Raw genomic sequence first — 14,266 nt, forward strand, 5'->3', positions numbered from 1 at the left:
GATCAGGCTCCCTTCATCACAACAGCGGCGTCCTGGACGGCGCGCACGATCTTGTCATAGCCGGTGCAGCGGCACAGATTCCCCGCGAGACCGAAGCGGATTTCCTCCTCGGTGGGCGAGGGGTTCTTGGCCAAAAGGTCCTTCGCCGCAATCAGGAAACCTGGCGTGCAGATGCCGCATTGCAGGGCCGCATGCTCCAGGAACTTCTGCTGCAGCGGATGCAGCTGGTCGCCATGCGCCATGCCTTCGATGGTCTCGACCTTGCGGCCCTCGGCTTCGGCGCCCAGCACCAGGCAGGAGCAGACCAGCCTGCCGTCGACGATGACGCTGCAGGCGCCGCAATCGCCGGTGCCGCAGCCTTCCTTGGCGCCGGTCAGGCCGAGGCGATCGCGCAGCACTTCCAGCAGCGTCTCGTCAGGCTGGCAAAGATATTCGACGGCGTCGCCGTTGATCGTGGTTGATACAGCTACACCGGCCATTATTTGCCTCCCGCACGCTTGTAGGCGATCGCGGCGGCTCTTTGCGCCAGCACGCCCGCGACTTTTCGTCTGAATTCGATGGTGCCGCGCTTGTCGTCGATCGGCCGGCAGGCGCCGGAGCAGATCTTGGCCAGCCGCTCCAGCGTTCCTTCGTCGAGCTTCGAGCCGACCAGCACCTGGCCTGCTTCCTCGACCAGCAGCACGGTCGGTGCGGCTGCGCCCAGCGCCACGCGGGCGGTCTTGATCGCACCCTTCTCGTCCAGCGTCAGGTTGACGCCGGCGCTCACCACCGCGATGTCCATCTCGGTGCGCGGAATGAAGCGCAGATAGGCGTCGCCCGCATGCTCAGGCCGCCTGTCGAGCAGGATCGCCTCGATGATCTCGCCCTTGGCGAGAGACGTGCGGCCCGGTCCGGTCGGCACGGTTTCCACGGCAATTGTGCGCTTGCCCGAAGGCCCGACGACGACCGCTTGTGCCGCGGCCGCCACCAGCGCCGGCACGCTGTCGGCGGCAGGCGAGGCGTTGCACAGATTGCCGGTGATGGTGCAGCGGCCCTGCACCTGCTTCGAGCCGATCAGGTTGGCCGCTTCGACGACGCCAGGCCATGCCTTGCGCACCGCCTTGTTCTCGCCCAGCACCGCGCAGGGCACCGCGGCGCCGATACGAAAACCGTCGGCCGTTTCGCTGATGTCGGCCAGACCGCCTATGCTCTTGATGTCGACGATCAGCTCGGGCTCGATGAAGCCGCCCTTCATCCTCACCAGCAGGTCACTGCCCCCGGCCAGGATCGCGGCCGGGCCTACCGCCTTGGCGAGCTCGCCAACGGCATCTTCTATTGAAAGCGGACGTATGTAACGCATCGTCTCCCCTTGGTGGTCATAATCAGATCGCCCGTTATAAAGTGTCTGTTTATAATGACCATCCCGTTCGTGCATTGCACCACCCAAGTCAGGCAGGTTGGCCCTAATCCTGGCCTAATCTTCCAGGCTTGGGCGCTGGGGCCACTCGTCTGCGTTGAGCTGGCCAGCCGCGCCACCATGGAGGAAGCTTCGATTCCATGACCAGCACCGGTCCAGTTGGCAGCGAGGATCTGGTCCGCCGCGCGGTGGCCGCCTTCAACTCTGGCGATCACGCCCAGGCGACGGATCTGTGCGAGCTTGGCCTGAAGCGGCACCCTGGCGATCCTGCGCTTTGCCATCTGCTGGCTGCGGTGTTGTTCGCCAGATCGGACCTGCCGGCGGCTCGGGCGCGGATCGAGGCGAGCCTCGCCAGCCGTCCGGACAACGTTCCCGCCCTGATCCTGGCGGGCAGGATCGCCCGCGCTGAAGGTCGCTTCGACGCGGCGTTGCAGATGCTCGATCGCGCCGCACGGCAGTCGTCTCGCGTGGAAATCCTTCTTGAGCGAGCGCGAACCTTCGATCAGGCGAGCGATGCCACGGCGGCAGGCGCGGCCTGGGCCCGGGTCCTGCAAAGCGATCCGAAATCCGTGGAGGCGCTGGCGCGCCTCGGACGCCTGGCGTGGGAGCGTGGCGCGCCTGCCGAGGCCGAGGGCTTCCTCATACGCGCCGTCGCCGGTGGCGGGCATCCGGCGCAATGGTTCGACCTCGGGCTGGTGCGTCAGGACATGCGCAAGTTCGAAGCCGCCGCCGAGGCCTACCGGCACGTGCTGGCGAAGAGCCCGGACGCGGCGGAAGCTGCGGCCAATCTAGGCGTCGTCCTGCAGGAAATGGGTGACCTCGATCGCGCGATGGCGGCTTATTCGCAAGCTTATCGTCTCAGCCCGTCCACCTTCGGCATCATCGCCATGGCGCTCACCTCGGCGCCAAGCGGCCGGCTATGGCTCGATGAGGAAGCGCTGCGCCGCTTACTAGAGCAATTCGAGGAAAGCGCGTAACGGTTTTCAGTCCGGAATTGCGTGAAAACAAAGGGTTGGAGCAGTTCGGCGATTCAAGCGCTGAACCGCTCTAGCTGGTGGAGCGTCCGCGCCTGGCGCGGAACCGCTTGCGGTAGACACCCGGCGTCGACAGGACATCCGCGACTGTCTGAGCGTAAGCGGCCTGACGTTTTTCGTCGAACACCTCGTATTCCAGTTGCGGCGCGGCGCGCGGAACCGCGAAGCATTGCGCGACCGGGGTTCCCTTGCCGAGCACGCCGCAGAATTCGGGCTCCTTCCAGATCGCCGGGAAATTGATGCCGCCATCGCTGAACCGGTCGGAATCCACCAGGCCCGTCACCAGCCTGAAGGGAAGATCCTCGCGATTGACGGGATGCGTCGCGTAGAGCGACCAGCCATCCTCGACCTCGATGGTCCAGAAACTGTTGAATTTGAGCGCGGCCTGGCCGGGCTTGGCGAAGGGGCTGCCGGCAAGCTGCCCTGGCGTGTGAAAGCTCAGCGGCGCGCGCGGATGGTTGCCAGTGGCGGGTTCGGGAATGTTCCAGTCCCAGGAAAACTTGCCACGGTCGACGGTGACGTCGCAGGGCAGCAGGATCATGAAGCCGTAGGTCATCGCATCGACCACCGGCGGGCACTGCTTGAGGGTGCGGATGTCGCGGCCGTGGATCGCCGAATAGGCGGTGGCGGGCATCGCGCGCAGCCAGTCCGGCAACACGCCGCGCGCAGGCACCGGGCGCGGCAGGTGCTCGGCCAGCATCGGGTCACATCGGAAAATGACACGCATCGTCGCCTCCGGCCTTGCGATAGCATGCCTGCCGCCCGCGCTCCAAGCGGCGCCTGGTCAGTCTGCCGCCTGCGCCGACATCTGCGTCCTGGTGAGGCGTCAATCTGTCGTGCCCGATGTCCACACCGGCTCGAACGACACATTGCGCAACCCGGCCTTGCGCACCCGTTCGACGAACACGTCATTGACGAAGACCGGGGAAGCCCGCATCGGCAGCTTGAACACTTCCGCGCTCCCGATGCTTTCGGCGTCGAAGGCGTAGCGCTCGATCGCAAGGATGTCGCCGTCCTCGAACCGCACGATTTGCGACCGCGCCTCGTCCAGCGCGTCGATCACAGTCGTGACGTTGAGCAGCCAGACCTTCTCGCCGCGCAGCGCGACGAGCTCGCCATAGCGGCGCAGCGCCGCCGCCAGCGCATCGACGGCCGGCTGGCGCAACAGCGGCGCATGTTCGCCCAGCCAGGGGAAATCGGAATAGAGGCGCTCGCCTTCTTCGACACGCCGCATCACCGGCGGCTCCCAGCCCTCCAGCGAGCGCCCGTCGAGGCCGAAGAACACCTCGTAATACTCGTTATCGGCCGGCAGCACCCATTCCTGCCCCTCGTACACAGCGAATTGATGGATGGTCGTCATCGCTTGATGGCTCCGCCGTTTCGACTGAGGACCGCGGCACCCGGCGGCCGCTGAAAGCGCGCGGACCATGCACCGAGCCAGGGCGCCGTTCAAGGCCGCGCGCTATCCAGCCCGCTTGCCGGTTGATAAACGTCGCTGGTCGCCAGGATGGCGCCTGGCTCGAATGAAAGTGGGATCGCGAAAGAATGGCCAAAAAATTCGCATTTCTCCTGGTGCGCGATTTCACCTTGTCGCCGCTGTCGCTGTTCATCGACACGCTCAGGCTGGCCGGCGACGAGGGCGACCGCAGCCGCAGGATCGAGTTCGACTGGGAGATCGTCGGCGAGCGCGGCCTGCCGATCCGCGCCAGCTGCGGCGTCGAATTGCTGCCGACCCGGGCGATGGGCAATCCCGAGGATTTCGACAATGTCGTGGTTGTCGGCGGCCTGCTCGACACCAACCGCAGGCTGAGTTCGGAAAAGGAGGCGTTCCTGATGCGCGCCGCCGGGAAGGGCGTGCCGCTCACCGCCCTCTGCACCGGCAGCTTCGTGTTGGCCCGCTACGGCCTGCTCGACGGCTACAGCGCCGCGGTCAGCTGGTTCCACATCAAGGATTTCCGCGCCGAGTTCCCGGATGTGAACGCCCATGCCGACAGCCTCTATTCCGTCGACCGCGGCCGCGCCACCTGCGCCGGCGGCACGGGTGCCGCCGACCTCGCCGGCTATTTCGTCTCGCAATTCATCGGCCAGAAGGCGGCGGAGAAGGCGGCCAAGATCCTGGTGCTCGATCGCATCCGCTCCAGCCGCGACGTGCAGCCGGTCGGCGACCTTTTTCCCGCGGCCGCGAGCCGCGCGGTGAAGCGGGCGCTGCTCCTGATGGAAAGCAACCTGCAGGAAACGCTCTCCGTGGCCGAGATCGCCGCCAGGCAGAATTGCTCGCGTCGCCAGCTCGAGCGGCTGTTCGGCGCCGAGCTCGGCATCGGCCCGATGGCCGCCTACCTGGCGCTGCGGGTGCATTACGCCAGGTCGCTGCTGGAAGGCAGCGATCTCGCCATCGGCGAGATCGCCTATCGCTGCGGCTTTGCCAATGCCGGCCATTTCAGCCGCGTCTTCCGCCAGCAGACCGGCATCACGCCGACCCATCTCAGGCACCCGAACCGTATGGCGGCGAATGGCGTTGCCAAATAGCGCTCGCGGTGCACAACCCCGGCAAGGTGGCATCTCTGCCGATGGCCAGGACGGCCGGTCGTTACGTTACCGCGATGACCTTGCCTGTTGCATCAAGGCGACACAGGACTTTCGCCTGTCGCACCTGGACGCCACCTCGGAGCGCATAGTCTATTCGCACCTCGATCGGCGCCGCTAGGCCGGCGTGGCGTTGGCGCATCGGGCCGGCGCTGACCGCGGATACGCGCACCGCGCCGAGCGGCCTCGCGGCGGATACGATCGCCGCGCGGCACGCGCTCACGACTTTGGGCGGCGTGCCAGGCCTCGCTTTCAGCGACACCAGGGGCGCAAAGGGATAGCCCGCCTTAGATCGCCCAAACTCGCCGCCACGTGTGCTGGAAGGCTTCAGGATGGATGGGAGGCTGATCGCGGTTGTCGCGCTTTTGGCGGAGAAAACCGCGAGGTTGTCGGGGGCCGCGGTTTCCGGGCTGCCTGGCGTTGCTGTGCCGGCACCTGCCGAAACGCCTGCGCCGACCGATCCGGTATCGGCATTTGTGGCCGCGCCAGCGCTAACGCCGCCTGAGCCCGCTGACGCGCCAACGCTTAGGCCGCCCGACCCGCCGACACTTGCCCCCACCCCTCCGGAAACGCCTTGCGAACCGACGCTCACTCCAGCGCCAACGCTCGCGCCGCCGATTTGGCCGCCTCCACCGACATCAAGGGCCGCTGCTGGTCCGGTGGCGGCTGCGATCATCAAGGCGACTGCCACGTATTTGTCCATTTCGGAACCCTCCTACGGCCTGCGTTAGCGCTATTCCAAATGCGCTCCTGGCCATCTTCATCGAGGCGGGGTCGGAAGCAACGCGTCGGGGAGAGTAATCGTCGTCGCCACCAAAACCCGTTTCGGTGTTCTCGCAATCTTCGTTTTGTTTTTGTCCGGCAAACCTGTTTGACGGGCGGGTTGGCCATCCTGGCTGGCAAGTCGAACCGCGGTGGAACGCGCCCGCGGCGCGTGCTCGATCTGCGCTGTGCGGCGCGCGCTTTGCACCTTGACAAGGTCGATCGCCTTTCGCGCGGCGGTAAGGGCAACGGACATGTCGGTCAATTTCTGACGCTCTTGCTCCAATGCGACGCGCAAGTCGGCAGAAGCCTGCCTTGCCGCGTCCGTTTCCCGACGGGCAATCTCGACATCACTTGCGGCCGAAGCTGCGCGCGCGCGTTCCATATCCAATGCCTCGTTGGCATGTGTTGCGGCGGCGACAGCCAACTGGAGGTCCTTCAGCGCATCAGCCCGCTCCGCCACAGCCAAATCTGCGCGTCTCTCATTGGCGTCGCCAGCCTGACGGGCCATGGCGAGTTCGTGTTCGGATTGCTCGAGCTTATCCCGCCCTTCGGCTAGCGATTGATTTGCCTCGGCCAGGGCCGCATCCTTGGCATTACGTGCTTCGTCCAAGGAAATGGCTTGTGCTTTCAAGCCTTTGATCACGCGCCGAGCCGCTTCCAGGTCGAGTTTGAGAGCTTCGTTGCTTTGGTTCGCCACATGGAGAGCGTTTGCTTGCTCCGCCGACGTGCCGGCCAGCACTCTTGCCTGCGCGCTTGCTGTGCGCTCGGCGAACTGGCTCTGGCCCAGTTGCGCTTTTGTCGAAGACAGTTCTCTTCGCGCCGCGGCGATCTGTTGCTGCATTTCGGCGCCATTGTCCGCCGGAGATATTAGTGCCAAGAGCAGGATGCATCCGGGAACGGCGCTCCACCTCCAGTGGCGCATGCTGAAGCGAACCCATGCCGGGCGCGGGTCGCCCTCGAACTCGTCATAAGATCCATGTGTGAATGTCACGGGCCTCCGTCCTCTGTCTGCTGGACATTCCTCGCGATTCTCAAGAACACGCCATAGCGGCTGTGCGTTCCCAGATACGACTTCAGGCGTAGGAAGCATCATCCAAATGAACTAGGTACCTTGGCTGGCCGTATCCGAGCAGAATTTGCCGACGGCGGGTTGACCAATGTCGGACGGTGGAAGCGAAGTGATGCTTCGCACTAATTCGCTTGCCGGTTTCGCCGGTGGAAAGGCGAGGGACTTCAATTCAACCAGTTCGGCTATCTGCAACGTCCCCGGTCACTGACCGACGCGTCAGCGACCTGGCGACCGGCGAGATCGCCTATCGCCAGCAGACCGGCATAACGCCGACCCATCTCAGGCACCCGAACCGTATGGCGGTTGCCGCGAAATGATAACGGCTGGCGCCGACCCTGGTCGGGTCGCATAGCCGGCCTGGCCGATTGCGCCGGCGCGGAAACGAACCGTAGCTTCGTGGCGAGCGGCGGTTGCGCCGCTGTTGCAACAGTCGAATTCGCCTCGGAGAGCCATGCCGCATTATCCAGACGCCATGCCCGGATCGAAGACCCTGTTCGAGCGCGCCAGGAAGGTGATGCCGGGCGGCAACACGCGCACCACGGTCTTCGTCGACCCGTTTCCGATCTACGCCGCGCGCGGCGCGGGGTGCAGGGTCTGGGATGTCGACGGCAATGCCTATTACGACTGCATCAACAATTTCACCGCGATGATCCACGGCTACGCGCATCCCGATGTCACGGCGGCCGTGGCCGAGCAACTGCCGCTAGGCACGGCCTTCGGCGCCCCGACGCTGAGCGAGATCGAGCTTGCCGAGCTTCTGGTCGAGCGGCTGCCTTCCGTCGACCAGGTCCGCTTCACCAACTCCGGCACCGAGGGCGTGATGATGGCGATCAAGACTGCGCGTGCCTTCACCGAACGGTCGAAGATCGTCAAGATAGAGGGCGCCTATCACGGCTCCTACGATTTCGCCGAGGTCAGCCTGGACTCATCTCCCGCCAATTGGGGCGACCTGCCCAGATCGACGCCCTATGCCAAGGGAACGCCGCGCGGCGTGCTGGACGACGTGATCGCCGTGCCCTTCAACGACACCGAGGCGCTGCGCGCGGTCTTCGCCGCCGAGGGCGGCGGCATCGCGGCCGTGCTGATCGACCCGATGCCCAACCGTGCCGGCCTGATCCCGGCGCGCCGGGATTACCTCCTCGCCATGGCCGAGATCGCCCACGCGGCGGGGGCCTTGGTCATCTTCGACGAGGTCATCTCGTTTCGCCTAGGATGGTCGGGTGCGCAAGGATTGTGGGGCATCGAGCCCGACCTGACGGCGCTCGGAAAAATCATCGGCGGCGGTTTTCCGGTCGGCGCCGTGGGCGGCCGCGCCGATGTCATGGCGGTGTTCGATCCGACCGCCGGCAAGCCGGCGCTTCCGCATGGCGGCACCTTCACCGCCAATCCGGTCACCATGCGCGCCGGCCTTGCCTCGATGCGGGCGCTGACCAAAGAAAGCTTTGCCCATCTCGACCGTCTTGGCTCGTTCTTGCGCGACAGCGTCACCGCCTCCTTCGAAAAACATGGGCTCGACGGTCAATGTGTCGGCCTGGGCTCGCTGTTCAAGGTTCATTTCACGTCACATCCCGTCACGGATTACCGCTCCATCTATCCCGGCCAGGCTGAGCGGAAAAAATTCGACGCTTTCCACAAGGGCCTGCTCGGTCGCGGCGTGCTCTCCGCCAGCTACGGCCTGTTCGCGCTGTCGACGCCGATGACCGGGGAAGATGCCGGCGCCATCCTTCATGCGATCGACGAGACCCTGGGCGAGATCGCCGCGCAGTGCTGAAAGCAGGTGGACTACAAATGACGGCTTCTCCTCATGTCGTGGTGATCGGCGCCGGCACGCTGGGCATGTGCACGGCGCTCAACCTTGTCGAGCAGGGCGCGCGCGTCACGGTGCTCGAGGCGCAGTCGATCGCTTCCGGGTCGAGCGGCAGGTCGGTCGGCGTCGTCGGATCGCAATTCACCGATCCGTTCGAGATCATGCTTCGCGTTCATTCGCTGCGCCGGTTCCGCCAGTGGGAGGGCGAGGGGCTTCAATTCAACCACATCGGCTATCTCCGGCTGGCGCGCACGCCCGAGCAGATGGAACTGTTCGCGAGATCGGTCGAGATCCAGGGCGAGGCGGGCCTCAGGTCGCGCCTGATCCAGGCAGACGAACTCAGGCAGCTCGTTCCGCACATCAACCTTGACGGGCTCGAAGGCGGATTGTTCGGGCCCGACAACGGATTCCTCGATCCGCACGAGATGTGCAATTTCCTGGCGGGCATCGTGCGCGCCAAGGGCGGCGAGATCCGCCAGTACCGCAAGCTGCTCGGCGTAGAACGGCAGCCGGGCGGCTATGCGCTGGAAACCAGCGGCAGCCCGGTCGGTCGCGAGCGACGGCTGATCCACTGCGATGCGGTGGTCAATGCGGGCGGGGCCTGGGCGCCGCAGGTCGCCGCGCTTTTCGGCCAGCGCCTGCACATCTGGCCCGAGCGCCACGAGGCCGTCGTCATCCATCTCGACGAGCCGCTCGGCTACACCATGCCGATGGTCATGGACCTGGTGAACGGCGAAGGCAGCGGCCTCAACTTCCGCCACGAAAGGCCGGGCGAGCTGATCGCCGAGATCCACAAGGTGAACTCGGCCGCGCCGGAAGACCCCGACAATTACAACGAGCAGTGCGAGGAGCAGTCGAAGGTCGATCTGGCGGAGCTGCTTTTGCAACGCTTGCCCGATCTGCCCGGCGCGCGGCTCGGCCGGGGCTGGGCGGGTCTTTACCCGGTCACGGCCGACCATCGCCCCTTCGTCGGGCCGATCGATGCCTCGGAGCCGACGCTGATCACCGCCGCCGGCGCCGGCGGCTACGGCATCCAGCTCGCCCCGGTGATCGGCCAGATCGCCGCCGACTGGGTGCTTCACGGCGCGCCGGTCTCAGTACCCGGCTCGCAGAGCCTGGCGCCGTCCGCCGAGCGTAATATCCCGGGCCACTGACATACGCGTTTTCAACTAGGCCGGACGCCTAAGATGCGACCGTTCCCGTTAACCATCGATTAACTATCCGGTGGCCTTTAATAGGGTTCTGGAGGATACTGATTTTGGCCGCGAGCAATGATCTCGCAGCTGCCGAAATTAGAAAAGAAGCGGCGGGATACCGTCGCCGTCTGCCGGGGAGGCGCCCAGCATCTTCGATGAGGGAGCGCCGGAATGAATATCGAGGAAGCAGTCACTGCGGCGACGACGGGGTCGGGCGCGCTCCTGTCCTGTCTTGGCCAGCCCGCCCTGGCCTATCACGTCACGGCCATCATGCGTGAAACCGACGCGAGGCATGCGCGGCAGATGCAACTGGCCTTGCTGCGGCGGAGCATCGAGGCGCTTGTCGACGACGGCCTCGAAGGCACCGAAGCCGAACGCTTTGCATCGCAGTTCGACGGTCGCGTCGGCTCAGCCTGGGACCTGCTGCATACGGCCGGCGACACCTCGCACTGATCTCCTACAGACGGCTTTATCAGGGCCGTATGTAGCTCTTGCGGCATGAGGTAGACTGCCGGCTGCGTCTGACGTTCATTGAACGGGGGCATGCGATGCAGGCGATACCGATAGCGCATCCGGCGGGCCAGCCTGCCGCCGTTTCGATACCCTCGCTCGGCGGCTATCCCACCGCTGTGCTGTGCTGGCTGCTCTCGGCCGGTGTCTATATCGCGGCCAAATGGGTGGCGCCGGAAATGCCGCCCTGGGGACTGTGCTTCTGGCGGCTCTTGCTGGCCTGCGCCATCCTTTTGCCGATCGTGCACCGCCATCACGGCGCGATGCTTGCGCTTCTCAAATCCCGGCCGCTGGAGATCGTCGCGGTGGGGGCGATCGGCCTGACGCTCGGCGCGGCCTTCATCGTCGTCGGGGTCGTGCTGGCGACGGCCATCAAGCCGAGGGCGGTTGCGGCAAAGGCGTGAGGGAGCGACAAACGCGTCGATCGGCTGTTCGCATGGGCAAGTCGATTTGGGTTCCTGGACCGTGAGCCGTCCGGGCCAAGCTTTCCTAAATTAGCCGATTTTGCTATTGGCTGCCCTTCGCAGCGCCGGTCAGGGCCGAAGGGGGATCATGGCGATCGACAAGCGTGTGAACGCATGAACGGCGGCCAGCACATGCTGGAGCTGCGCGTGCTTGGCGATTTTCAGGTGATGCGCGACGACCAGCCGGTTGACCTGCCGCCATCGCGCAAGACGCGGGCGCTGCTCGCCTACCTCGCCGTCACCGCCCGGCAGCACCAGCGCGAGCGGTTGTGCGAGATATTCTGGGACATTCCCGACGATCCGCGCGGCGCCTTGCGCTGGAGCCTGTCCAAGATCCGCCAGGTGCTGGGCGGCGACGGAACCGCGCTCGTCGCCGATCGCAACGCCGTCGCGCTCAACATCGATACCGATTACGCGCGGCTGGCGCCGCTGGTGAAGGCCGACCTTTCCTCCCGCACGAGTGAAGAGCTGGAAGCCGTCTTGGCCTCGATCCGCGGCGGCTTTCTTGCCGATCTCTCGCTCGAGCGCTGCTTCGACTACGAAAGCTGGCGGCAGGCCATCGCCAGCGAGGTGGAGATCGTCGAGCTCGGCATCCTGCGTGAGTTGGTCGAGCGCCTGGCGGACCAGCCGCGACGAGCGCTACCGTTCGCCCAGCGCCTGCGCGGCCTCGTGCCCGACGATGCGCGGCTCGCCGCCGAGATCGAGGCGTTGGAGGACAGGGTCCGGTCGGCCACCGCTCAAGCCCCGGGAAGCGCGTCGCAATCCAGCTCCGCCCGGCCGCCGCAAACGGCGTCGAAACCTGCGTCATCGCAGGATCCTGGCCGCGCCGTGCAATTCTGCCGGGCTCTCGACGGCACAAGGCTCGCCTATGCCAGTACCGGCAGCGGCCCGGCGATCCTGCGCGCCGCGCACTGGATGTCGCATCTCACCTTCGACTGGGACAGCCCGATCTGGCGGCACTGGATGCGCGAACTGTCGCGCCAGAACCGGCTGGTGCGTTACGACGAGCGCTGCAACGGCCTGTCGCAGCGGCACGTCGTCGACATCTCGTTCGAGACCATGCTGTCGGACCTCGAATGCGTCGTCGAGGCGACGGGACTTGACCGCTTCACCTTGCTTGGCCTGTCGCAGAGCTGCGCGGTTTCGATCGCCTATGCCATCCGCCATCCCGAGCGGGTCTCGGGCATGATCCTTTATGGCGGTTACGTCAAAGGCTGGCGGGCACGCGGCGACGCGGGCGAGATCGCGACGCGCGAGGCCGCCGCGACGCTGATGCGCGAGAGCTGGGGCAAGCCGAACCCGATGTTCCGCCAAGCCTTCTGCTCCATGTTCATCCCCGGCGCCACGCACGAACATTTCGCCTGGATGGACGATCTGATGCTGCGCACCGTCTCGCCCGACGATGCCTGGCGCCTTCAGAGTTCCTTTTCGGTGATCGATGTCACCGACTTGCTGGACAAGGTGCGCGTTCCGACGCTGGTGCTGCACGCGCGGGACGACAACGTCGCACCCGTCGAATCCGGGCGCACCATGGCAGCGGGCATTCCCGGCGCGCGCTTCATCGAGCTCGAGAGCCAGAACCACATCCTCCTCGAAGGCGAGCCCGCCTTCGAGGAGTTCATCGACCACGTCCGCGCCTTCATCGCCGAGACGGCGGGCGGGTAACCGGGCGCTGGCGCAGCTCTCAGCTCTTAGCCAATGGCACGGTGAAGACCGTCGCGGTGCCGGTGAGGCAAAGCTCACCGGCTTCGTTGCGCACCGACGTCTCCAGCTTGGTGATCGGCTTGTCGGCGCGCACCTCCTTGACCTCGACACGGCCGGTGATCAGTTCGCCGACGCCGACCGCCTTGACGAATTTCCACGACACTTCGAGGAACACCGAGCCGGGGCCGGGCAGGTCTTCCGCCACCACCGCATTCAGGATGCCGGACGTGACGCCGCCCTGAACGATAAGCTTGCCGAACACCGAAGCCTCGGCCAGCGCCTTGTCGTAATGCAAGGGGTTGCGGTCGCCGGTCATCTCGGCGAACGCGTCGATATCCCGAGGCTGCGTGCGCCGCGAGCGCTCGGCGAAGGCGCCCACCTTTGGTCGACCCTTGATGACGCCGACCCACCCGTCCTTCATCACATGCACAGTCATGGTCTTGCTCCGGTTCGGTTGCGATTGGGTGTCATTCCGGCCGAGGCCGGCGGTTCGTCCTGGTTGGCCGGCGCCCGGTGGGCCGTCGGCCGCGATGCAGAGGAATGGGCGCGGTGCACCGGCGCCGGCTGCCCGGCCAGCGCCTGAACCTCGGCCTTCAGCACGGCGCTGAAGTGGCGATGACGCTCGCCGAGATCGTCGAGCGTCCAGTCGAAGCCGGCGATCGCATCGGTGGTGTCGAGGATCTGGTTGGCGATCATGTCGCGCTGCCGCTGCCAGATCGCGAATGCCGCGTCCGAGCCGTCGAGGATGGCGCGCGCGAGGCTCTCAGCGTCGCGCAGCGCATCGGAAATGCCGTGCGAGGTGATCGGATCGCGGAAGAAACCGGCATCGCCCACCAGCGCCCAGCCGGGGCCGTGCGCCTGGCGGATATAGCCAGGCACGCCCCGAAACGCCTGCAGGCGGGCATCCTTCGGCGCTCTGGCCGCCTGTGCGGCCAGAGCCGGCGAAAGCGCCTCGAGCACATCCATGCGGGCGCGGGCGTAGCCGAGGCGGAAGCGCTGGTCGAACAGGCTCGTCGGCACCGAGGCGACGATGCAGGCGAGGCCGTCATTGCTCGGGATGAACGAGCCCGCGATCCCGTCGCGGAAGTACCAGTGGTAGCCGGTGCCGGGCTCGACCGGCGCATAGCCATAGACATGGGCGGCCGACACCGCGCCGCGCCGCAAGGGCTGGGCGTCGACGCATTTTGCCACCAGCGAGCCGACGCCGTCGGCGCCGACCACGATATCGGCGCTGACCCGCAGGGATGCGCGGCCGGCGGCGCGTATTTCGATGCCGCGCACGCCCCCGCGCGTGTCTGCGAAGAGATCGCCGACCGCCACCTCGTGGAGGATTTCCGCGCCGGCCTTGCGCGCCGCATCGACCAGGATGCGGTCGAGCACGGTGCGCCGCGGCGCGATCAGGCCGGGAAGGTCCGAACCGGCGGCGAGCGGGATGGTGATCTCCTCATCGCCATAGTGGACGGTCGTCGTCTCGATGAGCGGCGTGCCGGCTTCGAGCAGCGGCTTCAGCAAGCCCCAGCGCCACAATTGCAGAACGGCGGGCCGCATCAGCGCATGCGTCGACAGCGTGTCGGAGCCATAGGGCTTGCGGTCGATCGCCAGCACCTTGAGGCCCGCGCGGGCGAGCAGCATCGCGCTCGCCGCACCCGCACAGCGCGCGCCGACGATAATGGCGTCGTAATGGCCGCGTTTCGGAGCGGCCATGAGGGAGATAGGGTTGGTTGCCATGGTCTTGGTC

Annotated in this window: 14 protein-coding genes and 1 pseudogene; 7 read left to right on the forward strand and 8 right to left on the reverse strand. The window is 66.1% G+C overall.

What is annotated here, in order from left to right; translation table 11 throughout:
• Positions 1 to 2: 2 nt before the first annotated feature.
• The gene (locus AC0YKC_RS13610; protein ID WP_320296109.1) at positions 3 to 479 is read right to left on the reverse strand and encodes a (2Fe-2S)-binding protein; all 477 of its coding nucleotides are present in this window, start codon (positions 477 to 479) and stop codon (positions 3 to 5) included.
• Positions 479 to 1,339 carry an FAD binding domain-containing protein gene (locus AC0YKC_RS13615; RefSeq protein WP_488511397.1) on the reverse strand — a complete coding sequence of 287 codons (861 nt, stop codon included), beginning with the start codon at positions 1,337 to 1,339 and terminating at the stop codon, positions 479 to 481. The genes AC0YKC_RS13610 and AC0YKC_RS13615 overlap by 1 nt, the downstream gene beginning before the upstream one ends.
• Before the next feature lie 245 nt (positions 1,340 to 1,584).
• Between AC0YKC_RS13615 and AC0YKC_RS13620 the strand changes: the two genes are divergently transcribed.
• Positions 1,585 to 2,373 carry a tetratricopeptide repeat protein gene (locus AC0YKC_RS13620; protein WP_488511398.1) on the forward strand — a complete coding sequence of 263 codons (789 nt, stop codon included), beginning with the start codon at positions 1,585 to 1,587 and terminating at the stop codon, positions 2,371 to 2,373.
• A gap of 70 nt (positions 2,374 to 2,443) precedes the next feature.
• On the opposite strand, the gene AC0YKC_RS13625 is transcribed toward AC0YKC_RS13620, so the two are convergent.
• Positions 2,444 to 3,157, reverse strand: coding sequence for a hypothetical protein (locus AC0YKC_RS13625; protein WP_488511400.1), 714 nt, complete (start codon positions 3,155 to 3,157; stop codon positions 2,444 to 2,446).
• A gap of 99 nt (positions 3,158 to 3,256) precedes the next feature.
• A complete protein-coding gene (locus AC0YKC_RS13630; RefSeq protein WP_488511402.1) occupies positions 3,257 to 3,790 on the reverse strand; it encodes an imm11 family protein in 534 nt (177 codons plus the stop codon).
• Positions 3,791 to 3,975: 185 nt separating this feature from the next.
• Here AC0YKC_RS13630 and AC0YKC_RS13635 point away from each other — a divergent pair, with 185 nt between their 5' ends.
• Complete coding sequence (locus AC0YKC_RS13635) at positions 3,976 to 4,956, forward strand: GlxA family transcriptional regulator (protein ID WP_320296104.1); 981 nt, start codon at positions 3,976 to 3,978, stop codon at positions 4,954 to 4,956.
• Positions 4,957 to 5,017: 61 nt separating this feature from the next.
• On the opposite strand, the gene AC0YKC_RS13640 is transcribed toward AC0YKC_RS13635, so the two are convergent.
• Positions 5,018 to 5,716: a hypothetical protein gene (locus AC0YKC_RS13640; protein ID WP_488511403.1), complete on the reverse strand. Its 699-nt coding sequence runs from the start codon at positions 5,714 to 5,716 to the stop codon at positions 5,018 to 5,020.
• A gap of 57 nt (positions 5,717 to 5,773) precedes the next feature.
• Positions 5,774 to 6,769, reverse strand: coding sequence for a hypothetical protein (locus AC0YKC_RS13645; protein ID WP_488511404.1), 996 nt, complete (start codon positions 6,767 to 6,769; stop codon positions 5,774 to 5,776).
• A gap of 529 nt (positions 6,770 to 7,298) precedes the next feature.
• Here AC0YKC_RS13645 and AC0YKC_RS13650 point away from each other — a divergent pair.
• The 5 genes and pseudogenes from AC0YKC_RS13650 to AC0YKC_RS13670 all read left to right on the forward strand — a co-directional run bounded on the left by AC0YKC_RS13650 (position 7,299) and on the right by AC0YKC_RS13670 (position 12,489).
• Entirely contained in the window at positions 7,299 to 8,618 is a 1,320-nt protein-coding gene (locus AC0YKC_RS13650) for an aspartate aminotransferase family protein (RefSeq protein ID WP_488511406.1), read from the forward strand.
• 17 nt (positions 8,619 to 8,635) lie between these two features.
• Positions 8,636 to 9,808 carry an NAD(P)/FAD-dependent oxidoreductase gene (locus AC0YKC_RS13655; RefSeq protein WP_488511407.1) on the forward strand — a complete coding sequence of 391 codons (1,173 nt, stop codon included), beginning with the start codon at positions 8,636 to 8,638 and terminating at the stop codon, positions 9,806 to 9,808.
• Positions 9,809 to 10,021: 213 nt separating this feature from the next.
• Entirely contained in the window at positions 10,022 to 10,303 is a 282-nt protein-coding gene (locus AC0YKC_RS13660; protein WP_488511408.1) for a hypothetical protein, read from the forward strand.
• A gap of 95 nt (positions 10,304 to 10,398) precedes the next feature.
• Positions 10,399 to 10,716: pseudogene (locus AC0YKC_RS13665) on the forward strand (DMT family transporter); the annotation flags it as partial.
• A 222-nt stretch (positions 10,717 to 10,938) separates the two neighbouring features.
• Entirely contained in the window at positions 10,939 to 12,489 is a 1,551-nt protein-coding gene (locus AC0YKC_RS13670) for a bifunctional AfsR/SARP family transcriptional regulator/alpha/beta hydrolase (protein ID WP_488511409.1), read from the forward strand.
• Positions 12,490 to 12,508: 19 nt separating this feature from the next.
• Here AC0YKC_RS13670 and AC0YKC_RS13675 read toward each other — a convergent pair whose 3' ends face one another.
• Together AC0YKC_RS13675 and AC0YKC_RS13680 are read right to left on the reverse strand one after the other, a co-directional pair.
• Positions 12,509 to 12,964: a MaoC family dehydratase gene (locus tag AC0YKC_RS13675; RefSeq protein WP_488511410.1), complete on the reverse strand. Its 456-nt coding sequence runs from the start codon at positions 12,962 to 12,964 to the stop codon at positions 12,509 to 12,511.
• Positions 12,961 to 14,256, reverse strand: a complete 1,296-nt coding sequence (locus tag AC0YKC_RS13680; protein WP_488511411.1) for an NAD(P)/FAD-dependent oxidoreductase — start codon at positions 14,254 to 14,256, stop codon at positions 12,961 to 12,963. Before AC0YKC_RS13680 ends, AC0YKC_RS13675 begins: the two co-directional genes overlap by 4 nt.
• Between the last annotated feature and the right edge of the window lie 10 nt (positions 14,257 to 14,266).

The sequence above is a fragment of the Mesorhizobium sp. CNPSo 4661 genome (genome assembly GCF_057784215.1).